The sequence below is a fragment of the Caulobacter sp. S45 genome (assembly GCF_009765965.1).
GTDB lineage: Bacteria > Pseudomonadota > Alphaproteobacteria > Caulobacterales > Caulobacteraceae > CAHJWH01.
On sequence record NZ_LMUL01000010.1, the window covers coordinates 136,554 to 161,195 of the forward strand.

The following is a 24,642-nucleotide window of genomic DNA, read 5'->3' on the forward strand; positions in this document are numbered from 1 at the left end:
CCAAGCCTCTAGGCCCACGGCCCAATCGCGTTATCCTTGTGTCCACCGCTCCGCGCCTGCCCGCCTCAAGGGGCGGGGTGGTGGACGTCTCCATTTCCCATTGTCTTCAGTGCGCCGAGTGAACCCCCATGCGCCATACCTTCTTCTGCATCGACGGGCATACCGCCGGAAATCCCGTGAGGCTGATCGCGGGGGGCGCGCCGCTGCTGCAGGGCGGCTCGATGAGCGAGCGGCGGCAGGACTTCCTCAAGCGCTTCGACTGGATACGCACCGGGCTGATGTTCGAGCCGCGCGGCCACGACATGATGTCGGGCGGCTTCCTCTATCCGCCGACCCGGCCGGATGCGGACGTCGGCATCCTGTTCGTCGAGACCAGCGGTTGCCTGCCCATGTGCGGGCATGGGACCATCGGCATGGTCACCTTCGGGCTGGAGCACGGGCTGATCCAGCCGCGTGAGCCCGGCAAGCTGCGGCTCGAGGTCCCGGCCGGCATCGTCGACGTGGAGTATAAGGTCGAGGGCGGCCGCGTGACCTCGGTCAAGCTGTTCATTGTGGCCAGCTATCTCGCCGCCGAGGGGATCAAGATCGAGGTGCCCGGTTTCGGGCCGCTGGTCGTCGACGTGGCCTATGGCGGCAACTACTACGCCATCGTCGAGCCCCAAGGCGCTTACACCGGCCTGGATGCGCTCGGCGCCCAGCGCATCCTGCAACTGAGCCCGGTGATCCGCCAGCTGATGCGCGAGGCGATCGAGCCGGTGCACCCGCTGGACGACACCATCCGGGGGATCAACCATGTGATGTGGACTGACGTCCCCAAGACCGAGGGCGCAAACGGCCGCAACGCGGTGTTCTACGGCGAGCGCGCCATCGACCGCAGCCCCTGCGGCACCGGCACCTCCGCGCGGCTGGCCCACCTGCACGCCAAGGGCAGGCTCAAGGTCGGCGAGACGTTCGTCAACGAAAGCTTCATCTGCAGCCGCTTCGTCGGCGTGGTGGAAGCAGAAACCGAGCTCGCGGGCCAGCCGGCGATCGTCCCGTCGGTCCAGGGTTCGGCGATCTCGACCGGGTTCAACACCATCTGGATCGATCGCGACGATGTTTTCTGGCAGGGCTTCCAGGTCGTCTGACGGCCTGATCGTATAAAATTATACGAACCTACTCTGGATTGTTGCGGATTCCGGCTATGGTGCATGCGCAAAGTTGGACACAGGGTCCGACCGATTCTCGCAGCAAGGCGACGTCACACGACATGAGCATCGTCGTCCGCACCATTTCGGATCAAGCTTACGAGCTGATGCGCGAGCGCATCCTGACCGGCTCGCTGCCCGGCGGTTCGCCCGTGCGCCAGGACGCCATCGCCGGCGAGCTGGGGGTCAGTAAGATCCCTTTGCGCGAGGCGCTCAGCCGCCTGGAACAGGACGGGCTGCTGAGCTCGTTCCCCAACCGCGGTTTCGTGGTGCGTTCGCTGTCGGCCGGGGAGGCGGAGGAGGTCTACCAGCTTCGCCTCAAGATCGAGCCCGACGCCGCCGCCGACGCCTGCCTCAAGGTCAGCGAGGCGGACCACGTCGCCGCTCGCGAGGCCCTGACCATGCTGGAGCGGGAGCTGGAGCGCGGCGGCGGGGATCACATGTTCCTCAACCGCGCCTTCCACATGGCCATCATTCGTCCGGGCGTGGGCCTGGTCACCTCCCAGATCGTCGAGCGGCTGAACGTGCTGGCCGAGCGCTATGTGCGCGTCCACTTGGAGCCGGTGGGCCGCGACCTGCGCGCCAACGCCGAGCACCGCGAGCTGCTCAACGCCTGGATCGCCCGCGATCCCGACCTGGTCCGCACCCTGCTGTCGGATCACATCCGCGCCACGCTGCACGACGTGCGCGAACAGCTCGCCGTCTAGTCATGCAAGTCTAGGCGGAGCGGTTGGGGGCGCTGCTTCTGGTCACCATCGTGGTGGCCATCCTCGTCACCGTCTGCACCGGCGCGCCGGTGGCGGCCCAGCTCCGCGGGCATCCGCGCGGGCTCTATGTCCTGTTCGGCATCGAGATGTGGGAGCGGTTCTCCTACTACGGCCTGCGCACCCTGCTGATCCTGTATCTGACCCGCCACTTCCTGCTCGACGATCAGGCGGCGGGCGGGCTGTACGGCGGCTACACCACGCTGGTTTACCTGACCCCGGTGATCGGCGGCGTGCTGGCCGACCGGCTGGTGGGGGCGAGACGTGCGGTGGCCTTCGGCGCCCTGCTGCTGGTCGCGGGCCACGGCCTGATGACGGTGGAGGGCCGGCCCGCCGAACAGGCGCTGAGCTATCAGGGCGTCCACTATCCGATCCGCGCGCAGAGCGGCGCGGGGGCCGGCGCGGTCCCCAGCGTCAGCATCGCCGGCCATCTCCATGCGCTGCACGGCCTGCCTGACGGCGGTCTGGCCATCGCCGACATCCATCCCGGCGATCCGCTCCCGGCCAATATCGCCAAGGGCGGTTATCGCTTCGAGGTGGTGCATCGCGACGGCGTGGCGCTGGGCTGCCTCTACGCCGCCCTGTCCATGGTCGCCATGGGCGTGGGCCTGTTGAAGCCGAACATCTCCGCCCTGGTTGGCCGGCTCTACGGGACCGACGATCCTCGCCGGGATTCGGGCTTCACCCTCTACTATTACGGCATCAACCTGGGCTCGTTCTGGGCCACGCTGCTGTGCGCGGTGGTGGGCGAGACGGTCGGCTGGTGGGCGGGCTTCGGCCTCGCCGCCCTGGGCATGACGCTCGGGCTGGTGATCTTCCTGCTGGGCCAGCGATGGTTACCGCCCTCCGCGCCGGTCGAGGCCGCCTCGCGTCCGGGCCGGGGGCGCAGCATCTGGGGCTATGTCGGCGTGCTCGCCTGTATCCCGCTGTTCTGGGTGCTGTTGCAGCACAGTCCCCTGATCGGCTTCCTGCTGGGGGCCGGTGCGATCGCGGTGCTCGGCTACGTCGCCGTCCACGCCCAGCGCAACTGCACGCCCAAAGAACGTCGCAACCTGCTCGTGGCCCTGATCCTGGTGCTGGGGGCGGTGGTCTACTTCACCCTGGAGGAGCAGGCGGGCAGTTCGATGAACCTGTTCGCCGCGCGCAGCGTCAGGATGCCGACCTTCCACCTGCCCTGGATCGGGGCTGTGACCATGACGCCCGGCATGGCCCAGTCGTTCGCCCCCGGCTCGGTGATGATCCTCGCCCCCGTCGTTGCGGCCCTGTGGGTCTGGCTGGAGCGGCGCGGTCGCCACCTGGGCGTCGGGACCAAGTTCGCGCTCGGACTGGGACAGGCGGGTCTGGGCTTCCTGGTCCTGGCGGCCAGCGGGGCGATGCACAACGCCGGGTTCCAGGTCTCGATCCTGTTCCTGGCCGCCTCCTACATGCTGATTTCGGGCGGCGAGCTTTGCCTGTCGCCGGTCGGCATGGCCGAGATCACCCGCCTGTCGCCGCCGCTGCTGACCTCGACCCTGATGTCGGTTTGGTTTCTGGGCACGGCCTCTGCGGAATATCTCGGCGGCTTCGTGGCCCAGGCGGCGGGGGCGGAGACGGTCGGCGGCATGGCGCTCGATCCAGCCGGGGCGCTTGCGGGCTCGACCCACGTGTTCGGCGCGCTCGGCTGGATGGGGGTCGGCGCGGGCGCGGTGTTCCTGGTCGGGGCGTGGCTGGCGGGGGAACGCGTCGGGACGAAGCCATTGGCGGGGTGATGGCCTGCGTGCTTCGAGACGCCCCTTCAGGGCTCCTCAGCATGACGGACCTTGGTGGATTGCAAAAACCTTCGTCATGCTGAGGAGCGCGTAAGCGCGTCTCGAAGCACGTAGCGCCGTTCCCGCGCCTACGACCGCCATAATCCCACCCCACCGTGCTAAGAGGCGGCGATGCGTCGTAAAATGATCCGCCCGGCCGCCCCGCGTCCGCCCACGCCCCGCCCGTCCCCGCGCCCGGCCGCGGTCGCCCCGCCGCCCCAGGACCTGGAGCTGCTGATCGAGCGCGTCGCGCCCCAGGGCGAGGGTCTGGCCGAGGGGCCGATCTACGCCCCCATCACCCTGCCGGGCGAGCGCATCGCCGCCCGCGTCGTCGGCGAACGGGCCGAGGTGTTGAGCCTGCTGCAGGCCAGCCCCGATCGGATCGAGCCGCCATGCCCTCACTTCGGCGCCTGTGGCGGCTGCGCCCTGCAGCACTGGGCCCACGAACCCTACCTGGCCTGGAAGGTCGAGCAAATCCGCTCGGTATTGGCGCGCGAGCGGATCGAGACCGAGTTCGCCGCCCCCTTCGCCGCCCCGCCCGGCACCCGCCGCCGCCTCGCCCTGCATGCGCGCAAGCGCGGCGGCCGCACCATCCTGGGCTTCAAGACCCGCCGGGCCTGGGACGTGGTCGAGGTGGTGGAGTGCCCGATCTCCGACCCGCGTCTGGTCGCGGCCCTGCCGCTGCTGGCCGCCTTCGCCGCTCCCCTGTTCCAGCACCCCAAGTCTGCGCCCACCCTGCACGTCACCTGGAGCGACGACGGGCTGGACGTCGACGTCACCGGGGTCGAGGCCAAGAGCGGCGGCCTGGACGCCGACACCCGCGTGCGGCTGGCCGATGCGGCGGTGGCCGGTCGCTTCGCCCGCGCCACGCTCGGCGGCGAGATCATCTACCAGGCGCGCCGCCCCACTGTGCGCTTCGGCGTCGCCCGCGTGGCCTACCCGCCCGGCGGCTTCCTACAGGCGGTCGAGGCGGCCGAGCAGGCCATGGTCGCCTTCGCGGTCGAGGCGACAGCCGGCGCGGATCGGGTGGCGGACCTGTTCTGCGGCTCGGGCGCCTTCACCTTCCGGTTGGCCGAGCACGCCAGCGTCACCGCCCTGGATTCCGGCGCGCCCGCGATCGCGGCGATCCGCGAGGCGGTGGCCGCCGCCCCCGGCCTCAAGCAGATCGACGCCCAGGCTCGCGACCTCGACCGCCGCCCCCTGCTGGCCATGGAGATGAAGAAGCTGGACGCGGTGGTGTTCGACCCGCCCCGCGCCGGCGCAGTGGAGCAGGCCCGCCAGATCGCCGAGTCCAAGGTCGCGCGCGTGGTCGGCGTGTCGTGCAACCCAGCCACCTTCGCCCGCGACGCCCGCGTGCTGGTGGACGCCGGCTTCGTCCTGAAACGCGTGCTGCCGGTGGATCAATTCCTCTGGTCGCCCCATATCGAACTGGTCGGCGTCTTCGAGCGGTGAGCATGGACCAGGACCAGGCGGGCGAACCCCGCGCGTTTTCCAAGGCGTCGGATGGCCCCAAGGCCTTCCAGGGCGACGTTCGGACCTATCGCGCCCTGTCCACCGTCAAGGCCGCCTGGTGGAGCGCCAACAAGGCGTTGGGCCGCGCTGTGACCCGCCGCGACGAAGGCGAGGTCGAGGTCCCCGCCTTCACCGCCCCGCCGCCGCCCTCGGGCGTGGTGCGCGAGGCCTGGCTGGAGGCGTTCCGCAAGGAGGCTCGCGACGTCGCCGCCGGCCTCTATCCGGTGGACGAGGGAGCCGCCGACGACCATCCCCTACGCGCGGTGCGCCGGGCCGCCGACGTGCTCGCCGACGCCCGCCGGGTCAGCGCACGCCGCAAGCGCGGTGGGGCGACCGAGGCGCGCGAGCATGCCGACTCGCCGGCCTATCCGACCTATTACCGCCAGAACTTCCACTTCCAGTCCGGCGGCTGGTTCACCGCCGATAGCGCGCGCCGCTACGAGGCCCAGGTCGAGTCGCTGTTCTCCGGCGCCGCCGGGCCGATGCGCCGACGCGCCCTGGCGCTGCTGGCCCGGGCGTGGCGCGAGCGCGACCAGCGCGGCCTGCGGATCGCCGACGTGGCCTGCGGCTCGGGCGCCTTCCTGCGCGACCTGACCACCGCCTTCCCGCGCGCCGAGATCGGCGGGGTCGACCTGTCCCACGCCTATCTGTGCGAGGCGCGCCGCCGCGCCGGGACCGGGGTGATCCAGGCCTCGGCCGAGCGGCTGCCTTTCGCCGACGCCAGCCTGGACGCTGTCACCTGCATCTACCTGTTCCACGAACTGCCGCCCAAGGTGCGGCCCAGGGTGGCGGCCGAACTCGCGCGCGTGCTCAAGCCTGGCGGCCTGCTGGCCTTCGCCGACTCCCTCCAGACGGTGGACGAACCGCGCGTCGGCCGCCTGATCGAAGCCTTCCCCGCCTTCTTCCACGAACCCTACTACGCCAGCTACCAGACCACTGACCTCGACGCCCTGTTCGGGAAGGCGGGGCTGGAGGCGGTGGACCGGGATGCGGCGTTCCTGACCAAGGCGGTGCTGTTCCGGCGGGGGTGAGGATGGCTTGGCCCAGCCGAAAGCGGACTGACAGAAGGGCGGCTGAGGATGGGGAGCACGCCTTGGCCTAGCGCCGACAACTCGCCGTTTTCGGCCTCGGCGCGGCGCCCTCCCTTCCGCGCCCAAGGCGATTTCTCGCAAACTCATGCGGCGGTTCGAATGCCGGTCACTCCGGCGCGGAAGCGCTCGACAATGGCCAGGCAGGGCCAGAGCCAACGATCGGGCGCTTCGTTTACTTCGCCTACTTCGTGGCCGCGGGCGCCTTCGTTGCCTTTGCCTTTGCCTTTGCCTTCGCCAGCTTCTTCACCTTCGCCGCCTTCGCCGGCTTCGCCGGCTTCGCCGGCTTCGCCGGCTTCGCCGACGCATCTGACGACGGCGCCGCGGGCGCCGAGGCCGCGGGCGCATCTGACCGGGCCATCGCGGCCATGGGCGCGAGAACGATCGCGGTGAATCCGACCGAGGCGGCGAGGCCGATGGCGGCGAGTTTCTTCAACATGGCAGGGGATCCTTGTGATGGTGGGCTGGCGGGCCCAGGATGATCCCTCACCGCCCTCCAGGCTCCCTTAAATCTAGACCGCTTTTCGTCTCCATCGGGGGTGATTTCGGGTAGGGTGGAAGAGTTCGTGGGGCAGCATGAGGAATAGAGACGGGTAGGGTCCGCTTATTTTTGCGTAGAATACGGCTGATTGACCCTATCCGGCGACCGAAAACGACCCCGCTAGCCGTGCAGACGAGCGATTTGCTCTTATCTCCACTTGTTTTAACGGCGACGGTAGCTGAGGAAGAAGTGTTGGTGGCGGAATTTCCTGTACTCTTGGAAGCCAACGCTGGAGCCGATTCCTCCGCGAGCGTGATCTATCGTTTGGCCGGAGAACTCGCGCCCGTCCTTGCCGTGGGTGTGAGCCAGCGCCGGGTCTTCTTCGAACAGCACATCCCGTTTTGGAAGTATCCTGATATGCAGACCTTACGAACGTCGCCTTAGGGTCGTTAGCGGCCATTGCTTTCCACCGCTCATCCCGGCATTCGCCGGGATGAGCCGAAGTAGGGAGGGCGATCAGATTTTCCCAACCCCCGCACAGCAAAAAAGGGGCGGCGCATGACACGCCGCCCCTCCTGCGCCCGCGTCTAGGGAGCGATCAGCGGGCGAACAGTTTTCTCGGCCTTACGCCGCCTGGGCGTGGGCCGGGGCGTCGATCAACTCGGCGGTCGCGGTCGGGGCGGGACGCGCGCCAGCGGCGATCTCGATGCGGCGGGGTTTCAGGCTCTCGGGCAGCTCGCGCTTGAGCGAGATGGAGAGCAGGCCGTCGGCGAGCTGGGCGTCGATCACCGCCACATGGTCGGCGAGCTGGAACCGGCGGTCGAAGTTGCGCTCGGCCAGGCCGCGATGCAGGTAGCGGCGGCCCTCGTCGGAGGCGGCCTTGCGGCCGGCGACGGTGAGCACGTTCTCCTTCACGTCCACGGTCAGCTCGTCGGGATGGAAGCCCGCCACCGCGATCTCGATCCGATAGGCGTCTTCGCCCACGGTTTCGATGTTGTAGGGGGGATAGCCGGAGCTGGTTTCGGCCTTGGCGGCGGCTTCGAGCAGCGTCGCCAGACGATCGAAGCCCACGGCGGAGCGGTAAAGCGGGGCGAAATCCAAGGTTCGCATTGTGTTGTTCCTTCTCATCAAGCAAGGACGTCCGTGGAGACCATCCACGGTCGCGACGTTCAAGGTCCGGACGAGCAAAAAGCCTCGCCTGGACTGGAGACCCGAGATCGGCGTCTCCGTCAGCATAGATGGGATGGCTCCGACGTCGTGCAAGCGAGCCGAATGCGAAATAAATGCTGTTTTGACGTTGAGTGATGCGGTGTGCGTCCTTCGAGACGCCCTTCGGGCTCCTCAGGATGACGGGCCTTGGTGGATCGCAGAAACCTTCGTCATGCTGAGGAGCGGCGAAAGCCGCGTCTCGAAGCACGCGGGTCTCCACCCCCTTGCGCGCTGCGACGCCTAGGCGATATCGCTTAGGGTCTGAAAACAAAGGACGACCCATGGCCACGCTCGAACAGATCACCGATCGCTTCCGCACGGCGGTGGGCGAGGACTCCGGGCTGGGCTGCAAGGTGAAGTTCGCGCTGAAGGGCGAGGGTGTGGTGCTGATCGACGGCGGCGAGGTCAGCAACGCCGACGACCCGGCCGACCTGGTCATGACCCTGTCGCTGTCCGACCTGGAGGCGCTGGGCGAAAAGCGGCTCGACCCGATGATGGCCTTCATGACCGGCCGGCTGAAGGTGTCGGACATGAACCTGGCCATGCAGCTCCAGCCCAAGATGCAGGCCCTGTTCAACCGGGCCAAGTAGGGTGGACCCCGCGCCGCTGCTGGACCTGCCGCAGGCCCCGATCCCGAAGGGCGGCCGGGCGGAGTGGTTCCTCGGCGCGGACGGGGCCCGGTTGCGCGCGGCCCTGTTCCCGCCGACCGCGCCTGCGCGCGGCTCGGTGGTGCTCAGCCCCGGCCGCACCGAGCCGCTGGAGAAGTATTTCGAGGTGATCGGCGAGTTGCAGGCGCGCGGCTTCACCGTGCTGGTGCACGACTGGCGTGGGCAGGGGCTGTCGGCGCGCTGGCTGGCCGACCGGCAAAAGAGCCACGCGCGCGGCTGGCGGCCCTTCCTGTCCGACTTCCGCCGTCTGCTGGATGGGTTCGAGGCGCGCCTGCCCAAGCCGTGGATCGCGTTGGCCCACTCGATGGGCGGCGGCCTGACCCTGCTGGCCCTGGCCGAGGGCGAGCGGCGGTTTTCCGCTTGTGTGCTGTCCTCGCCCATGCTCGGCGTGCAGCTGGACGGTTTCCCCGAGCCGCTGGTGCGCAGTCTGTCGTGGTTCATGACCCTGATCGGGCGCGCCGGCGCCTATGTCTATCCCGAACCGATCCGTCGGGCCGAGGTGATCGAGAAAGGGCCGCTCTTGACCCACGACACCGCGCGCCGCGCCCGCTACATGGCCCAGCTGGCGGCGGAGCCGGACCTGAAGGTCGACGGTGTCACCTGGGGCTGGCTGAGCTTCGCGCTCGCCCTGACCCTGCGGATCGAGAAGCTGCCCGGCATGGAGCGGATCGACATCCCGGTGATCTGCGTCGCCGCCGAGGACGACCACTTCTGCACCACCCCTCCCCAACGCGCCGCCATCGCCCGCGCGCCGCAGGGCCGCTATGTGCCGGTGGAGGGGGCCTATCACGAGGTGATGATGGAGGTGGATGCGCGGCGCGCGGTGTTCTGGGCGGCGTTCGATGAGGTGGTAGGGGAGGTGGGGTAGGGCGAACGCTCACGCCCCCAATGATCCACTTTATTTTCAACCGCTCATCCCGGCGAATGCCGGGACCCAGATCGTATGGCTCCACGCAAGCATGGCGTTCTACGTCTACATCGTCGCCAGCGCTCGCAACGGCACGATCTATATCGGCAGCACCGATGATCTCGCCCAACGCGCCTGGCAGCACAAATCGAAAGGGATCGCGGGTTTCGCCGCCCAGCACGGCTGCACCGATCTGGTCTGGTACGAAGTCCACGACAGCCGAGAAACCGCCTTCCGCCGCGAGCGCCAACTCAAGGAATGGCGCCGAAGCTGGAAGCTTCTGCTGATCGAACAGGCCAACCCGACCTGGGCCGATCTATACGAGACCCTAAACAACTGAGGTCGCGCCTTATGATCTGGGTCCCGGCATTCGCCGGGATGAGCGGAGTGGGGTTGGAGAGGACCGCTCTCAACCCCGGGGCGGACGCTCGGTCGATCAAATCGGCTCGATCAACAGCGACTCCAGCCTAGCCGCGCGTCCTCGGGGAAGTGACTTAAGGCAGGCTATAATGCCCTCGGCTCTAGAATCTGTGAGCACTTCATCTGCTTTGGTTAGGTCGCGAAGGTGACCAGAGAGCCGATGAATGTCCTCGTTAATTTCGCGCATCTGGCGCTCAGTATCCGGAAGGCCATAAGCACCGCGTGCTTTGACGGTAAATTCATTGATAATAGATGCGAGGAAGCAAAGCGCCTTCATCCGAGGCGCGGAGACGAGTCGGTCGATTTCTTCCTTCATCTTGCCATCCTGCCGAACATATGACCGCTGTCACTCATAGCTGGCTCAACCCTCGCCCATAAGAGCGAGGAAAGCGTCCTACTTAACCGCCGCCATCGCCTTGGCGATCTCCGCATCCAGCGTGGTCAGCGGCTGGTAGCCCGCCTGCAGCACCTTGCCGTTGATGACGAAGGTGGGCGTGGCGTTGACGTTGTCGCGCTTGGAGTTGGCGTCGACGCGCTTGGCCAGGGCCTGCAGTGCGGCGTCGTTCTTCACGCAGGCGTCGAACTGGGCCTGGTTGAACCCGGCGCTGGCGGCGATGTTGAGCAGCACCTGGCGGGGCTGGTCGAACAGGCCGGGCTGGCTGCGGTAGATCGCGTCCACCACCGAGAAGTACTTGTCCTTGCCCGCGCACCGCGCCAGCAGGAAGCCGGAGGCGGCCACCGTCACCTCGTCGCTGTTGCCGACCAGCATCTCGCGATAGACGAAGTGGACCTTGCCGGTGTCGATATACTTGGCCTTGAAGTCCGGATAGACCTCGCGGAACCAGCGGCCGCAGATCGGGCAGGCGACCGAGGCGTACTCCACCACCGTGACCTTGGCGTTCGGATCGCCCTGGGTCATGTCCTCCGGCATCAGGGCGGCGTAGGACGCGCCGTGGGAGCCGCATCCGGCCAGCAGGGCGGGGGCCATCAGGCCGAGGACGGCTGTGCGCCGGTTGAGGATCGACACCGACATGCTGATCGCGCTCCTGGCCTCATCGCGAGAGGCATGGCCAACTCAAACGGCGTAGTTAGCGTCTTCGCCCGGAACGGTACAGGGGTGTCGGCGGAGGCGGCTCAGTCCGCCGCCGGGGCCAACAGGGCCAGCGCCTGATCGAGGCAGCGGCGGTCGCCGGCCAGCAGCACCTGGCCGCCCTTGGCCCCGACCGGTTCGCCGCGCCAGTTGGTCATGAAGCCGCCCGCGCCCTGCATCAGCGGGATGGCGGGCTCCACGTCCCAGGCCTTGCAGGCGGCGGGCTCGACCACGACGTCCATGGTCCCCAGCGCCGCCATGGCGAAATAGTAGCCGTCGCCGCCCATGCGGGTCAGCTTGGCGGCGTCGCGCACGCCCTGGAACACGCGCTGCTCGTCGGGGCGGAAATAGGCCTGCGGGTCGGTGACGCCGACGATGGCGTCGGCCAGCCCCGCGCACGGCTTGACGGCCAGCGGGCGGACAGTGTCGCGATGGATCAGGCGCGAACCGAGCGCCGTGCCCACGAACATCTCGTCCATATAGGGCTGGGCGATCAGGCCGACCACAGGCGCGCCCTGCCAGCGCAGCGCGATCAGGGTGGTCCAGAGCGGGACGCCGGCGATGAAGCCGCGCGTGCCGTCGACGGGGTCGAGCACCCAGACGAACTCGGCGTCCGGCTTATCCTCGCCGTACTCCTCGCCGATCACGCCGTGGTCGGGGAAGCGCTTGGCGATGGCCTGGCGCATGGCCGCCTCCGCCCCCCGGTCGGCGGCGGTGACGGGATCGAAGGCCAGCCCCTGCGGGCCGCCCTTGTCCTCAAGTCCGTTCTCGTTGCGGAACAGCGGCAGGATGGCGGCGCCGGCGGCGCGCGCCAGCTCCACGGCGAAATTCTCGAAGCCTGAGAGCTGGGTCGGGGACAGGTCTGTCGACATCTGGGCGAGATAGCCGGGATGGGCCGGCGGGGGAAGCGTGTACGCCCCGCCGCCGGCCGGTTTCGTCTACCTGCCGCCCGTGTCTACAGCGGCGGTTCGGTGTTGAGCTGCTTGGCCATGTCCAGCAGGCGCTGGCGGGGCCGTTCGCCGAGCTGGGCGTAGGCGTGGATCAGGTCGCGGGTTTCCTTGCGGGCCAGCATGTCCTTGCCACGGGCTTCGGGCTGCTCGCGGTCGCGGCGCGGCTGGTAGTCCTCCAGACCGTCGTAGAAGTAGCTCACCGGCACGTCGAGCGCCTGGGCCAGCTGCCATAGGCGAGCGGCGGAGATGCGGTTGGCGCCGCACTCGTATTTCTGGATCTGTTGAAAGCGGATGCCCACCACCTCGGCCACCTGCTGCTGGGTCAGGCCCAGCAGACGGCGACGACGGCGGAGGCGCTTGCCGAGGTGCAGGTCGATGTCGGCGCCCATGCCCAGGTCTCCCAAAGCTTGCCGTCCCGAAGTGGGACGTATGCGCCTCTCCCGCGCAAGCCCCATGCCGATTTTCGCCGCAGGGGGGAGTCGTTCGCGTTTGGGGGGAGGGGGCTTGCGTTCGGGGCGGGGGATATGGGGTGGGCGGTGGTTATGCGTGCTTCGAGACGCCCCTGCGGGGCTCCTCAGCATGACGAAGGGTATGGGCGGCTTGTCGTCTACCCCACGCCCGTCATGCTGAGGAGCCCCGCAGGGGCGTCTCGAAGCACGCAGTACGGTTCCACAAACGAAAACGGCGGCGCTCGTAAGCGCCGCCGCAATAAACTCAGGTGAAGGACGCGGAACCTAGTCCTCTTTGACCTTACGCTTGCGCATCGAGGGGTTCAGCACCTGCTTGCGCAGGCGGATGGCCTTGGGCGTGACCTCGACCAGCTCGTCGTCGTCGATATAGGCGATGGCCTGTTCCAGGCTCATGCGGCGCGGTGGGGTCAGGCGGATCGCCTCGTCCTTGCCGGAGGCGCGCACGTTGGTGAGCTGCTTGGCCTTCATCGGGTTGACGTCCAGGTCGTCCCAGCGCGCGTTCTCGCCGATGATCATGCCCTGATAGGTCTTTTCGCCGGCGCCGACGAACATCACGCCGCGCTCTTCCAGGTTCCACAGCGCGTAGGACGCCGTCTCGCCGTCGGAGTTGGAGATCAGCACGCCCTTCTGGCGGCCCTCGATGGCGCCGCGGTGCGGTTCATAATGGGAAAACACCCGGTTCAGCACGCCCGAGCCGCGCGTGTCGGTCAGGAACTCGCCCTGGTAGCCGATCAGCGAGCGCGAGGGGCTTTCCAGGGTGATACGGGTCTTGCCGCTGCCGGAGGGACGCATGTCCTTCAGGTCGGCCTTGCGGGCGGACAGCTTCTCGATCACCACGCCGGAGAACTCGTCATCCACGTCGATGACCACTTCCTCGATCGGCTCCAGGCGCTGCTTGGTCTCCTCGTCGATGCGGTAGACCACGCGCGGACGCGAGATCGACAGCTCGAAGCCTTCGCGGCGCATGTTCTCGATCAGCACGCCGAGCTGCAGTTCGCCGCGGCCCGACACCTCGAACGCGTCCTTCTCGGCGGTTTCGGCCACCTTGATGGCGACGTTGGATTCGGCCTCCTTGAGCAGGCGGTCGCGGATCACGCGGCTCTGCACCTTGGAGCCGTCCTTGCCGGCCAGCGGGCTGTCGTTGACCGTGACGGTCATGGAGATGGTCGGCGGGTCGATCGGCTGGGCGGGCAGGGCCTCGCTCAGGGTCAGGTCGCACAGGGTGTCGGCCACCGTCGCCTTGGACAGGCCCGCCACCGCCACGATGTCGCCGGCCTCGGCCATCTCGATCGGCTGGCGCTTCAGGCCCCGGAAGGCGAGCAGCTTGGTGATGCGGCCACGCTCGATCTCGACCCCGTCGCGGTTCAGCGCCTTGATCGCCATGCCCGGCGTCAGCGTGCCGGCCTCGACCCGGCCGGTCAGCAGGCGGCCCAGGAACGGGTCGCTTTCGATCAGCACCGCCAGCACCTGGCCGGGCTCGTCCTTGCGGGCGACGGCCTTAGGCTCGGGCACGTGGTCGACGATCAGGTCGTACAGGGGCGCCAGGCTGTCGCGCGCGCCGTCCATGGTCAGCGAGGCCCAGCCCTCCTTGCCCGAGGCGTAGACGTGGGGGAAGTCGAGCTGCTCGTCGGTGGCGCCGATGCTGGCGAACAGGTCGAAGGTCTCGTTCAGCACCCGGTCCGGATCGGCGTGGGGGCGGTCGACCTTGTTCAGCACCAGGATCGGACGCAGGCCGAGCTTCAGCGCCTTGCCGAGCACGAACTTGGTCTGGGGCATGACGCCCTCTTCGGCGTCCACCAGCAGCAGGCAGCCGTCCACCATGCCCAGGATGCGTTCCACCTCGCCGCCGAAGTCGGCGTGGCCGGGGGTGTCGATGATGTTGATGCGGGTCTCGCCCACCTTGCCGTGCCACAGCACGCTGGTGCACTTGGCCAGGATGGTGATGCCCCGCTCGCGCTCCTGGTCGTTGGAGTCCATGGCGCGTTCGACATGGGCCTCGTTGGCTCGGAACACGCCGGACTGGGCGAGCAGCTGGTCCACCAGCGTGGTTTTGCCGTGGTCGACGTGGGCGATGATGGCGATGTTGCGAAGCGACATGGGGTGTAACGGCGTCCGTAAGGGCGCGATCAGCGGGCTGATGCGGGAAGGAGTTGCGGGGCGCTTTTACGCAAGTGCGAGAGTTCGCGCCAGGGCGATGACACCGCAGGCGCATGCAAGGCGCGTAAAAACGTGTCGGCGAAGCGCGCGACCCGGAGCTTTCGGGGGGATTCCAGGCCGTCCGCACACCTTGGGCCGCGGCTTGCGGCGGTCGGCCTTGCCGCGTTCGGACGGGCATGGTTCGTTGTCGGCCGAGATGCGCCGCCGGCTCCGGCCCAGGCGTAAAGAGGGGAAAAGCAGATGAACGGTCGCCTGTCCTTAACCGCCGCCGCCGCGCTGAGCCTTGCGCTCGTCACCGGGGCCGCCGCCCAGGGGGACGCGCCGGTCGACCTCTCGACCCAGATCGCCGTCTTCGTCCTGCCGGCCAACAGCGGCAAGACGCTGAAGGTCAGCTCGCCTGCCTTCGCCCCCGGCGGGGACATCCCGTTCGTCAACACCCAGTACCGCGGCAACGTGTTTCCCGGCCTGGCCTGGACGGCGGGGCCCAAGGGCACGCGCGCCTACGCCATCATCATGCAGGACCCTGATAGTCCCTACCATGGCGGGCCGCTGGTGCACTGGACCATGTTCGACATCCCGGCCGGCATGACCCGGCTCCCGGCCGCCATGACCGTCCCGCCCGAGGGCTCGCAATACGGACCCAATCCCCACGGCTCGAGCCAGCCCTACCATGGGCCGCGCACCCCGCCGGGTCCCAAGCACCACTACCACTTCCAGGTGTTCGCTCTGGATGCGGCGCTCCCGCTGAACCCGGACGTCGACTACGAGACCCTGGCCTCGGAGATGAAGGGCCACATCCTGGCCAGCGGCGACCTGGTCGGCCTCAGCTTCGCCGACCCCGACGCGCCCCCGCCCAAGCCCAAGGGCTGATTAAGCTGGTTATCGGGGCTTCGTCCCCGGGAACGTCCCACTTCCGCTCATCCCCGCCTTCGCGGAGATGAGCGGATCAGAGGCGATCCGATCTTGGCCCCGTCCTTAGAACGGGCCGCCCGGCGCGCTGCCGTCCAGGTCCTCGACGTCGATCACGCCGCGCCGTACGTTGCTCCTCCAGAAGCCATAGCTGAAGTACAGCGCCAGGCCGATGGCGCTCCAGATCGGGAACAGCAGCTTGGCCTCGATCGGCAGGCTGATGAACAGGACCACGCAGCCCACGATCGACATCGGCGCCACCACGAACAGCAGCGGCGCCTTGAACGGGCGATGCCGGTCCTTGGCCGTGAAGCGCAGGATCATCACCGCCAGCGAGACCACGCCGAATGCGAACAGGGTGCCGGAGTTCGAATAGTCCGCCAGCTTGCCGACCGGCAACAGGCCCGCCGCGATGGCCACGCCGACGCCGGTGATCATGGTCACGACGTGCGGCGTCTTGAAGCGCGGATGCACCGAGCTGAGCACCTTGGGCAGCAGGCCGTCGCGCGCCATCACGAAGAAGATCCGGGTCTGGCCGAACATCATCAGCAGGATCACCGAGGGCAGGGCGAAACCCGCCGCCAGACCCAGGATGTTGCCGATCAGCGGATGGCCGACCTGGCGCAGCACGTGGGCCAGCGCCTCGCGCGAGCAGACCAGCGGCAGGTGGGCGCCGAGCTGGGCGCAGCGCTCGGTCAGGGCGCGCGAACCGGCGGCGATGGTCTCGCCGTGCGGGCCGTAGACGGGCTGGGCTCCATAGGCGCCGACCGCGCCACCGGCCACCAGCAGGTAGAAGATGGTGCAGATGACCAGCGAACCGATCAGTCCGATGGGTACGTTGCGCTGCGGGTTCTTGGTCTCTTCCGCGGCGGTGGAGACCGCGTCGAAGCCGACATAGGCGAAGAAGATCGAGGCGGCCGCCCCCAGCACCCCGGTCCCGCCCGAGCCGAGCGGATTGCCCCACCCCTTCGGCGCGAAGGGATGGAAGTTATGCAGGTGCATGATCGGCAGCGTGCAGGCGACGAAGGCGGTCAGTGCGATCACCTTGATCGCCACCAGCACAGCGTTGGCCGTGGCGCTCTCCTTGGTGCCGACCACCAGCAGGGCCGTCACCAGGGCGGTGATGATCACGGCCGGCAGGTTGAAGATCCCGCCGCCGTCCGGCCCCGCGGCCAGGGCCGCCGGGATGGTGATGCCGGCGAAGCTGTGCAGCAGGCCGGTGATGTAGCCCGACCATCCCACCGCCACCGCGCTCGCGCCCAGGGCGTACTCCATGATCAGCGCCCAGCCGACCAGCCAGGCGACGATCTCGCCCAGCACGGCGTAGGAGTAGGTGTAGGCCGAGCCCGCCACCGGCACCATCGAGGCCAGTTCCGAATAGCAGAGCGCCGCCACCGCGCAGACCGCGCCGGCGATGATGAACGAGACCATCATGCCGGGGCCGGCCTTCTGGGCCGCCTCGGCGGTCAGCACGAAGATGCCGGTGCCGATCACCGCGCCTATCCCCAGCAGGGTGAGCTGGATCGCGCCCAAAGAGCGATGCAGCGATTTCTTTTCGGCCGTGGCCAGGATTTGGTCGAGCGGCTTAACGCGCCACATGGTTTCCCCTATCGGCTCGGTTTGTCCGAATCTGCCTTTGCAACAGGGGCATACGGCCGCCTCCCGTCAAGCGCCAAGCTTCATCCGCCGGTCGCAACGATCCCGCCTGCGCGCGAGGCCGCGGTCGATGACCAATCCTGAGGCGGCGTGTCGCCAGGGTCGGCGCCAGCACTGTTGGCCCTCAGGTCCGGCGAAGGATCGCAACGGATTGACCGAGCGATCCGCCCACGCCGGCGTCGCCAGGGCCCACGAACTGTTCGCGCTCGAAGCCCAGTTGCGAGCACCACAGGTCGATCACCGACCGCTCGATGAACATGTCCAGGTGGACGCGCCGGGATTCGCTGACGGCATGGACGGCGTTGCGAAACACCAGCCAGTGCTCCGGCGCCCGGAATTCGAGGAATGAGAAGACCAGCCGGCCGCCGGGACGGATCACCCGCGCCAGTTCGCTGAGATAGAGGAAGGTCTCTTCGTGCTGGAGATGGGTGAAGACGCTGAACGCGCAGGCCATGTCGAACCGCTCATCGGTCACCGGCAAGGTCAGCTTGGTGTTCAGCACGAACCTGTAGGACGGCGGCGCGCGCGTGCGGGCGTAGGCGAGCAGTTCGGGGATGATGTCCAGGCCCAGGTATTCGACGGCGACCCGGTCCTTCAACGTATTCGCCAGCCGGCCGCTGCCGCAGCCAAGGTCCAGCAGCCGGTCGCCGTCCGCCAATCCGGCATCGATCAGCACCTGGGTCTGGAGCTGTCCCATCTCGGCGTAGAGCCCGCCCACAGCCCGGCTCATGGCCTCGTCCAGCGGATATTGAGCGATGAGGCTCTGAACCAGGCGACGATAGTCCCGCGTATAGTGCGTGCGGTCGTCGCCGCTCAGGCGGAGCAAGGCGTAGCGCGCCATGCCCCTCATGCGCCGGACCGTGTCCGGAAGCCTATTACTCATGCTGTATCGCTGCTTGCCTGGAACGTCGTGACGGTCGGGTTGAAAACCAGATCGTCTCTACGAGTTCGCGAAGCGGGAGGCTAGCCCGCCGCGTCCCGCCTCGACGTCGGGGCCGCCCCCCGGTAGCCCCGACGTCGCGCGGCGTTCAGCTCTTGTCGTAGACCGCGACCGTCTTCTCGGCCTCCTTCTCCGGGACCCAGGAGGTGTCGGTCAGCATCTTGCCGCCCGCCGACACGGTCATGACGCCCTTCACATAGGCCTTGCCCTTGAGCGTGATGGAGTACTCCCACTTCTCCGGGGCGAGCGCCTTGTAGCTGGCCATCGCGCCGGGCGGGATAGTCGGGCCCTTGATCTCCACCGGCGTCCCATCGGTCGGTCCGGAAATCGTCTGCTTGTAGCTGGGGACGCTGAGTTCGAACTGGCCGGCCGAGGGGGTCGTGATGGTCATGACGTCGGTGGCCGCCTGCACCTTGACGTCCTTCCACTTGCCCGCGAGGCCGTGCGATCCCGAGACCCGGTCGTAGACGTCGCTCTCGGTGACGGTCTTACCGTCGGGCCGATACTCGACATAGGAGGAGATCATCTTCTTGCCGTCGGCGGAAATCTCGCGGTGGGTCTTGCTCAGCACCTTGTCCTCGTTCTTGGCCACCACCTCCCAGGCATGGTCGCCCACCTTGGTCCAGGCCATGGTGCGGCCGGGAAGGATTGTGTAGTCCTTTCCATCCATCGCGAAATCGTAGGAAATGGTGCTGCCGTTCGAGTAGTGGAAACCTTTCGCCGACTCCGTATAGGTGAAGGTGTCGCCGGTGAACTTGCTCATCTTGACGTTCAGCTTCCACGTTCCGGCGAACGGGCTGCTGTAGGCCAGCGCGGAACCCGCGCTGACGCCGATCAGCATGATTGCGATTGCAAGGCGTTTCATAATCGTCCTCCCGACGAGCTATTGTTTGAACAGGCTGGAAAGCAACTGTCGAAGCTGTACTTTAAGAGGAAAGCGTTGGAGCTGAAGGCGTCAGCTCGGCAGGCGCGCGCAGCGCATGCATCCGTACTGATAGAGAATACTGTGTAGGAGCCAATACCTGAGCGTATTCCGCATTAACTGGTTTGGCAATCCACTAGGACGGCGTACATAGAATACGTGGCTAGTTGACGCCCGGACAATGCATCTTGGCGGCCTCGCCCGCGCCGAACTTCATCGTGCACTTATAGTGGATGGAGACGTCCATGCCGTGGGTGTGCACCGTCATCTTGTCCTTGGGCAGCAGGGCCGCAGCCGCCCCGCTTTCGACATAGGCCCGACGCGCGTCGGCGACCGCCTGCTGGGTGCGCATCTGGGTGGGGACGACGTCGATCTGTTCTTCCCGATGCACGGCGAGCTGGCGGGCGCATTCCGCCCTGTCCTCGCCGCCGCCCGGCGCGCCCAGACGCGAACAGGCCGACATCGCCCGCAGCGCCGCCCCCGTGCGCGCCCGGTCGGCGGCGGCTTCGTCCGGCGCGGGCGGGGCCGGGTTCGCCGGGCCGGGCGCCGAAATCGGGGCGGGCGGGACGGGGCGCTCGACCACCGGCTGGGCGGGTATCGGCGGGGTCAGCGGAGTCGGCCGCGCGCGGTCGGGCTTGGAGGCGATGGGCTGGACGATCCGGGGCGCGCTCGCTAGCGGGGCCGGCGGCGCTCGGAGGCGGTCGGGGAAAAGGTCCAGGCGGATCGCGGTCTCGGGCGCGGCAGGCGGCGACCACAGGGCTGGCCGTCCGGTCAGCAGCAACAGGGCCAACAGGGCGGCGTTGAGCCCGATCCCGACCAGCAGGGCGCCGGCCGCCCGTCGCAGCCGCTGCCGGCCGGGCGTCCCGAGCCCCCGCGCGCCCAGCGCCGCTATCGACATGATCCACCGCCCCACCCGCGAGGCGCGCGGATCGGCGCCGTTCAACCTATAGCGATCCTCCCGGATGGCGTTTTTGCGGCGCGGCCCAGCTCCGGATCGCCGTCAGTATCGCGCGGCGCTGCGGGTCAGCACTGGCATGGCCTTGGTCGCCAGCCCGTCGATGGTGGCCCCGGCGAAGGCCAGGCTCGGCGCCCGGTCCCGGTTCAGGTCCGCCGGGAAGTTGAGCGTCGGCTTGGAAACCTGGTCCAGGGCGGCGACCTGCGCCTCGCTCAGCCGGACATCCAGCGCGGTCAAGTTGTCGTGGAGCTGCTCCTGCCGCCGCGCGCCGATCAGGGTCGAGGTCACGCCTGGCCGGCCCTGCACCCAGGCCAGGGCCACCGCCGCCGGGGTGGCGTTGAGTTCCTCGGCGATCGGCTTCAGCACGTCGACGATCTGATAGGCCTTCTCGGTCGGGCCGCCGCCCATCGAGGCGCGGTCGGACGTCTTGGAATCGGCGTTCTCGCGGGTGTACTTGCCCGACAGCCAGCCGCCCTTGAGCGGACCCCACGGCATGGCGCCCAGGCCCAGCTCCCGCGCCATCGGCGTCAGCTCGCCCTCCACTGTCCGCTCCAGCAGCGAATACTCGATCTGCAGAGCGATCAGCGGCGCCCAGCCGCGGAAGTGGGCGATGGTCTGGGCCTGCGCCACCTTCCAGGCCGGCAGGTCGGAGACGCCCAGGTAGCGGACCTTGCCGGCGCTCACCAGGTCGTCCATGGCGCGCAGGGTCTCCTCGATGGGCGTCCCGGCGTCCCAGTTATGCAGCCAATACAGGTCGATATAGTCGGTCTGCAGCCGGCGCAGCGACGCCTCGCACTGCTCCACCATCGCCTTGCGTCCGCCGCCGCCGCCGTTGGGATCGCCGGCGTGCAGGTTGCAGAAGAACTTGGTGGCGATCACCGTGCGGTTCCGGCGCGCCCGATTACCCGCGAAGAAGTCGCCGATGATCTTCTCGGAATGGCCGTTGGTGTAGATGTTGGCGGTGTCGACGAAGTTGCCGCCCCGATCGAGATAGTCGGCCAGGATGGTCTGGGACTCCTCGGGGCTGGAGCCCCAGCCCCAGTCGTCGCCGAAGGTCATGGTCCCCAGGCAGAACGGGCTGACGCGCAGGCCAGAGCGGCCGAGGGTGACGTAGGAATCGAGCGGCATGCTGTTTCTCTTCCAGGTTCGCGAAAGATAAGGCCCTAGCTGGCGTAGTCCCCATCGGCGCTCACCGATAGAGCCCGCCAGCGGTCGAACTCGGCCAGCATCGCGGCCAGCTTCGCCTCGGCGGCGTCCAGGGCGATCGAGCCGGCGAGGAAGCGCATGGGCGGGGCGGGATCGTTGGCCAGCTTCACCATGGCGTCCGCCAGCTTCACCGGATCGCCCGGCTGCTGGCCGTCGCGCTGTTCGAACCCGGCCCGCAACTGTCCCCGCCGCGCGTCGTAGTCCGCCACCGGGTGGCCGCCGAAGCGGATCGAGGCGGGCGTGAGGAAGTCGGTGCGAAAGGGGCCGGGCTCGACGATGGTCACGAACAGCCCGAACGGCGCGACCTCCTTGGCCAGGGCCTCGGAGAAGCCCTCCAGCGCGAACTTGCTCGCGCAGTAGAGCGAGGCCAGCTCCGCCCCCAGCAGGCCGCCGAGCGAGGAGATGTTGAAGATGCGCCCCGTGCGCGCCGCGCGCATCGCCGGCAGGGCCGCCCAGGTGGTGCTGAACACGCCGAACAGGTTGGTGGCGAACTGGGCCTGGACGTCGTGGGCGTCCATCTCCTCGAAGAACCCCAGGTGGCCATAGCCGGCGTTGTTCACCAGCACGTCGATCCCGCCGAACCGCGAGACAGCGGTCGCCACCGCCGCCTTGGCCTGGTCCGCATCGATCACGTCCAGCTCGACCGACAGCAACGTCTCGCCGTCCGGGCCAAGGGCTTCGCTGAGGCTCGCGCGCTGGCGGCCCGTGGCCACGACCCGGTCGCCGGCGCGCAGGGCGGCCTTGGCGATCTCGAGCCCGAGCCCGCGGCTGGCGCCGGTGATGAACCAGGTCTTCTGCATCGTGAGCACTCCCTATCGACCGACCCCAGGGGAGCATGCATGGCGGATCGGCCGGTAGATCGATGGTCCCGGCTTCTTGCACGATCCTGCCAATTGCGAGGGGTTTGTGCGATCGCGCTTGCCTTATCCGCCGGCGGCGGCATGGGATGGGCGCCATGGAGCCGCTCGCCGAACTGCGCACGCTGATCGCCCACCACGCCCAGCCCGGCCAAAGGGCGTGCGAGGTTGCCGGCGTGCGGTTGCTGGCCAGCGATGCTCCGACCGAGCCGGTGCTCAACATTTCCGAGCCCACCTTCGCCGTGGTCGCCCAGGGCGGCAAGCGGGCGGTGCTGGCCGAGCGGGTGTTCGACTACGGCGAGGGCCAGTATCTGGTGGTGGGTCTCGACCTGCCGATCGTCAGCAACGTGGTCCGGGCCAGCGCCGAGCAGCCCTATCTAGCCGTCGGCGTGGCCCTGAAACCGGCGGCCATCGCCACCCTGCTGCTGGAGACCGCCTCGGCCGGCAGCCCCGCCGCCCATCCCCTGGGCATGGCGGTCAGCGACGCGACCCCCGAGCTGCTGGAGCCGGTGGTGCGCCTGCTGCGCCTGCTGGACCGTCCGGGCGACATCGCCGTGCTGCGCCCGATGATCGAACGCGAGATCCTCTGGCGGCTGCTGGCCGGGGACCAGGGTCCGATGGTGCGTCAGATCGGCCTGGCCGACAGCCGGCTGTCCCAGATCGGCCACGCCGTGCGCTGGATTCGCGACCACTACGCCGAGCTTTTGCGCATCGAGGACCTGGCGCGGCTGTCGGCCATGAGCCCCTCGTCGTTTCACCGCCACTTCCGCGCCGTCACCGCCATGAGCCCGCTGCAATACCAGAAGCAGGTCCGTCTGCAGGAGGCCCGCACCCGCCTGCTCGCCCAGTCGCGCGACGTGGCGGCGGTGGGCTACGACGTCGGCTACGACAGCCCCTCCCAGTTCACCCGCGAGTACAGCCGTCTGTTCGGCGCCCCGCCGCGTCGGGACGTGGCGCGCTTGCGCAAACTCTCGGCGCTGGAACGAAGCGTCTAGGACCGGGCTTGGGGGCGGATGACGCCTATGCCGTCTTCACGGATGATCTTGGTGCCGAAGGGCTCCGACAACCTGGCCAGACGATCGAGGATGACGCCGCCGACCTGCGCGTTCGCCCGGATCGGCATGCCGCGTTCGGCGCGCGGCAAGTCCCGCTGCAGATCGATGGGGATCAACCGCAGTTCGGAAAGATCGCCGTCGACGAACTCCGCCTGGGCGATCACGGATTGCCAATAGACCTCCTCGTGGAAGCCCTGCATAGCCCGGTCGAAGAAGTCGGAGGGGTCGGCGCCGGCGATCTGGCAGCTATCGTACATCCCCTGCGGGACCTGCCGCATGCTTTCGGCTTCGAAGATGAAGTTCCCCAGGCTGTAGAAGATCGGCTTTCCCTTGTAGATCTCGATCCCGCGCAGGACATGCGGGCCGTGACCCATGAAGGCGTGGGCGCCGGCGTCGATGCAGGCGTGGGCGAATTCTGGAAGGAAGGTGGCCGGAATCTCCCGTTCGCCATGGGCCTCGTGCGAATGGATGCTGACCATGACCAGGTCGGCGTTGCGGCGGGCCCGGCGGATGCTGGCGACGATACCGGCGAGGTCGCGCGGATCGGACGTGGTGACCACGTCCGGCTGGCCCTCGGCGACGAACTGGTTGTCGAGGAAGCTTACACCGGCTCCGGTCGGGGCCTGGAGCGGCCCCTGCCTGGTGTCGGGAAACAGCTGCTGCTTGATGGCCTGGAGCGTGGAGAGCTGGCTCGCGCTCACATGATACTTGGTGTCGATGTGAAGGGGGTTGAGCCCCGGGCGGCCGGGGATTTCCCCGTTCCCGTCCGCCGCCTGGGACCCCGGACGATACGACGATGCGCAGGCGATCAGCGCGCCCCGCCCGCCCGGCGAATCGTAGAAGGCCGGCGCGCGCGCCTCCGCCAGGTTGCGCCCGGTTCCCGCGTGGGCGATCCCCGTCGCCCCGATCTTGCGCGCGGTGGCGAACATGCCGTCGACGCCGTAGTCGAGCATATGGTTGTTCGGCAGGCCCATGATCTTGAACCCGGCCCAGCGCAGCTCTTCCGGCATGGGCCCTTCGGCGCTGTTGTTCAGGTCGCCGCAGACGCCGGTCGAAGCCGGATACATCTCGGGGTCCGGCAGGGTCATCTCGAAATTGCCGAAGGTCAGGTCCGCGTCGCGCAGCACGCCCAGCAGCGGCTGCAGGCCGGGAGACTGGCGATCGAAGGGGCGGGTGATCATGCAATCGCCGACCGCGGCCAGCGTGATCGACTTGTACGGCGCGCCGGAAGCGGGTTTCCCCAATGCCGAAATCGGATTCGACAGCGTTATTGAAACGGCGCTGCAAAGAAACTCACGTCTCTTCATCCTGGCATCCTCCGAAGCGGGTTTGTCGTCTTACGGGTTACGCGTACGCCTTCGTTATTGACGCCTTTTGCGGCAGTCTGGGCCCCGGCAAGACTCAACGCACCGGAACGTCCACGTGAACTTGACGGTGGACTCGCCATCGGCA

The 24,642-nt window shown here is 68.2% G+C and carries 26 protein-coding genes; 12 read left to right on the forward strand and 14 right to left on the reverse strand.

The features are described from left to right. Positions 1-128: 128 nt before the first annotated feature. From GSQ87_RS05035 to GSQ87_RS05055, 5 genes are all read left to right on the forward strand, one after another. A complete protein-coding gene (locus tag GSQ87_RS05035) occupies positions 129-1,127 on the forward strand; it encodes a 4-hydroxyproline epimerase (protein WP_158913898.1) in 999 nt (332 codons plus the stop codon). Between the two features lie 122 nt (positions 1,128-1,249). Continuing rightward, positions 1,250-1,894, forward strand: a complete 645-nt coding sequence (locus GSQ87_RS05040; protein WP_158913901.1) for a GntR family transcriptional regulator — start codon at positions 1,250-1,252, stop codon at positions 1,892-1,894. Between the two features lie 23 nt (positions 1,895-1,917). After that, positions 1,918-3,699 carry a peptide MFS transporter gene (locus tag GSQ87_RS05045; protein ID WP_158913904.1) on the forward strand — a complete coding sequence of 594 codons (1,782 nt, stop codon included), beginning with the start codon at positions 1,918-1,920 and terminating at the stop codon, positions 3,697-3,699. A gap of 171 nt (positions 3,700-3,870) precedes the next feature. Beyond that, positions 3,871-5,190 (forward strand): class I SAM-dependent RNA methyltransferase, encoded by a 1,320-nt coding sequence (locus GSQ87_RS05050; RefSeq protein WP_254062747.1) that lies wholly within the window; start codon positions 3,871-3,873, stop codon positions 5,188-5,190. Between the two features lie 2 nt (positions 5,191-5,192). Further along, a complete protein-coding gene (locus GSQ87_RS05055; RefSeq protein WP_158913906.1) occupies positions 5,193-6,281 on the forward strand; it encodes a class I SAM-dependent methyltransferase in 1,089 nt (362 codons plus the stop codon). A 241-nt stretch (positions 6,282-6,522) separates the two neighbouring features. Here GSQ87_RS05055 and GSQ87_RS05060 read toward each other — a convergent pair whose 3' ends face one another. Next, positions 6,523-6,777, reverse strand: coding sequence for a hypothetical protein (locus tag GSQ87_RS05060; RefSeq protein ID WP_158913907.1), 255 nt, complete (start codon positions 6,775-6,777; stop codon positions 6,523-6,525). Between the two features lie 228 nt (positions 6,778-7,005). On the opposite strand from GSQ87_RS05060, the gene GSQ87_RS05065 reads away from it, so the two are divergent. Continuing rightward, the gene (locus GSQ87_RS05065) at positions 7,006-7,263 is read left to right on the forward strand and encodes a hypothetical protein (RefSeq protein ID WP_158913908.1); all 258 of its coding nucleotides are present in this window, start codon (positions 7,006-7,008) and stop codon (positions 7,261-7,263) included. A gap of 180 nt (positions 7,264-7,443) precedes the next feature. Here GSQ87_RS05065 and GSQ87_RS05070 read toward each other — a convergent pair whose 3' ends face one another. Further along, a complete protein-coding gene (locus GSQ87_RS05070; protein WP_158913910.1) occupies positions 7,444-7,929 on the reverse strand; it encodes an Hsp20 family protein in 486 nt (161 codons plus the stop codon). 380 nt (positions 7,930-8,309) lie between these two features. On the opposite strand from GSQ87_RS05070, the gene GSQ87_RS05075 reads away from it, so the two are divergent. From GSQ87_RS05075 to GSQ87_RS05085, 3 genes are all read left to right on the forward strand, one after another. After that, positions 8,310-8,618, forward strand: coding sequence for an SCP2 sterol-binding domain-containing protein (locus GSQ87_RS05075; protein ID WP_158913911.1), 309 nt, complete (start codon positions 8,310-8,312; stop codon positions 8,616-8,618). A 1-nt stretch (position 8,619) separates the two neighbouring features. Further along, a complete protein-coding gene (locus tag GSQ87_RS05080) occupies positions 8,620-9,564 on the forward strand; it encodes an alpha/beta fold hydrolase (RefSeq protein ID WP_158913913.1) in 945 nt (314 codons plus the stop codon). Positions 9,565-9,655: 91 nt separating this feature from the next. Next, the gene (locus tag GSQ87_RS05085; protein WP_158913916.1) at positions 9,656-9,943 is read left to right on the forward strand and encodes a GIY-YIG nuclease family protein; all 288 of its coding nucleotides are present in this window, start codon (positions 9,656-9,658) and stop codon (positions 9,941-9,943) included. 96 nt (positions 9,944-10,039) lie between these two features. Here the strand turns inward: GSQ87_RS05085 and GSQ87_RS05090 are convergent, their stop codons facing one another. From GSQ87_RS05090 to typA, 5 genes are all read right to left on the reverse strand, one after another. Continuing rightward, positions 10,040-10,339, reverse strand: coding sequence for a hypothetical protein (locus GSQ87_RS05090; RefSeq protein WP_158913919.1), 300 nt, complete (start codon positions 10,337-10,339; stop codon positions 10,040-10,042). A 78-nt stretch (positions 10,340-10,417) separates the two neighbouring features. Then, positions 10,418-11,056, reverse strand: coding sequence for a DsbA family protein (locus GSQ87_RS05095; protein ID WP_158913921.1), 639 nt, complete (start codon positions 11,054-11,056; stop codon positions 10,418-10,420). A 101-nt stretch (positions 11,057-11,157) separates the two neighbouring features. After that, positions 11,158-11,985, reverse strand: a complete 828-nt coding sequence (gene hisN / locus GSQ87_RS05100) for a histidinol-phosphatase (RefSeq protein ID WP_158913924.1) — start codon at positions 11,983-11,985, stop codon at positions 11,158-11,160. Positions 11,986-12,068: 83 nt separating this feature from the next. Next, positions 12,069-12,452 (reverse strand): helix-turn-helix domain-containing protein, encoded by a 384-nt coding sequence (locus GSQ87_RS05105; RefSeq protein WP_158913926.1) that lies wholly within the window; start codon positions 12,450-12,452, stop codon positions 12,069-12,071. 345 nt (positions 12,453-12,797) lie between these two features. Further along, complete coding sequence (gene typA / locus GSQ87_RS05110; RefSeq protein ID WP_158913928.1) at positions 12,798-14,630, reverse strand: translational GTPase TypA; 1,833 nt, start codon at positions 14,628-14,630, stop codon at positions 12,798-12,800. Positions 14,631-14,930: 300 nt separating this feature from the next. On the opposite strand from typA, the gene GSQ87_RS05115 reads away from it, so the two are divergent. After that, positions 14,931-15,560, forward strand: a complete 630-nt coding sequence (locus tag GSQ87_RS05115) for a YbhB/YbcL family Raf kinase inhibitor-like protein (RefSeq protein WP_158913930.1) — start codon at positions 14,931-14,933, stop codon at positions 15,558-15,560. A 105-nt stretch (positions 15,561-15,665) separates the two neighbouring features. Here the strand turns inward: GSQ87_RS05115 and GSQ87_RS05120 are convergent, their stop codons facing one another. The 6 genes from GSQ87_RS05120 to GSQ87_RS05145 form a co-directional block, all read right to left on the reverse strand. Next, positions 15,666-17,198 (reverse strand): amino acid permease, encoded by a 1,533-nt coding sequence (locus GSQ87_RS05120; RefSeq protein ID WP_158913932.1) that lies wholly within the window; start codon positions 17,196-17,198, stop codon positions 15,666-15,668. Between the two features lie 181 nt (positions 17,199-17,379). After that, positions 17,380-18,138, reverse strand: coding sequence for a bifunctional 2-polyprenyl-6-hydroxyphenol methylase/3-demethylubiquinol 3-O-methyltransferase UbiG (locus GSQ87_RS05125; protein WP_158913934.1), 759 nt, complete (start codon positions 18,136-18,138; stop codon positions 17,380-17,382). 145 nt (positions 18,139-18,283) lie between these two features. Next, complete coding sequence (locus GSQ87_RS05130) at positions 18,284-19,060, reverse strand: hypothetical protein (protein ID WP_158913936.1); 777 nt, start codon at positions 19,058-19,060, stop codon at positions 18,284-18,286. Positions 19,061-19,280: 220 nt separating this feature from the next. After that, a complete protein-coding gene (locus tag GSQ87_RS05135; RefSeq protein ID WP_158913938.1) occupies positions 19,281-20,060 on the reverse strand; it encodes a hypothetical protein in 780 nt (259 codons plus the stop codon). A gap of 57 nt (positions 20,061-20,117) precedes the next feature. Then, the gene (locus GSQ87_RS05140; protein ID WP_158913940.1) at positions 20,118-21,200 is read right to left on the reverse strand and encodes an aldo/keto reductase; all 1,083 of its coding nucleotides are present in this window, start codon (positions 21,198-21,200) and stop codon (positions 20,118-20,120) included. Positions 21,201-21,235: 35 nt separating this feature from the next. Next, entirely contained in the window at positions 21,236-22,078 is an 843-nt protein-coding gene (locus GSQ87_RS05145; protein WP_158913942.1) for an oxidoreductase, read from the reverse strand. A 155-nt stretch (positions 22,079-22,233) separates the two neighbouring features. On the opposite strand from GSQ87_RS05145, the gene GSQ87_RS05150 reads away from it, so the two are divergent. Continuing rightward, on the forward strand, positions 22,234-23,130 hold the full coding sequence (locus GSQ87_RS05150) for an AraC family transcriptional regulator (RefSeq protein ID WP_158913944.1): 897 nt from the start codon (positions 22,234-22,236) through the stop codon (positions 23,128-23,130). On the opposite strand, the gene GSQ87_RS05155 is transcribed toward GSQ87_RS05150, so the two are convergent. Beyond that, positions 23,127-24,371 carry a CapA family protein gene (locus tag GSQ87_RS05155; RefSeq protein WP_158913946.1) on the reverse strand — a complete coding sequence of 415 codons (1,245 nt, stop codon included), beginning with the start codon at positions 24,369-24,371 and terminating at the stop codon, positions 23,127-23,129. The genes GSQ87_RS05150 and GSQ87_RS05155 overlap by 4 nt on opposite strands. Between GSQ87_RS05155 and GSQ87_RS05160 the strand changes: the two genes are divergently transcribed. Continuing rightward, a complete protein-coding gene (locus GSQ87_RS05160; protein ID WP_158913948.1) occupies positions 24,370-24,558 on the forward strand; it encodes a hypothetical protein in 189 nt (62 codons plus the stop codon). The genes GSQ87_RS05155 and GSQ87_RS05160 overlap by 2 nt on opposite strands. The last annotated feature ends 84 nt before the right edge of the window (positions 24,559-24,642 follow it).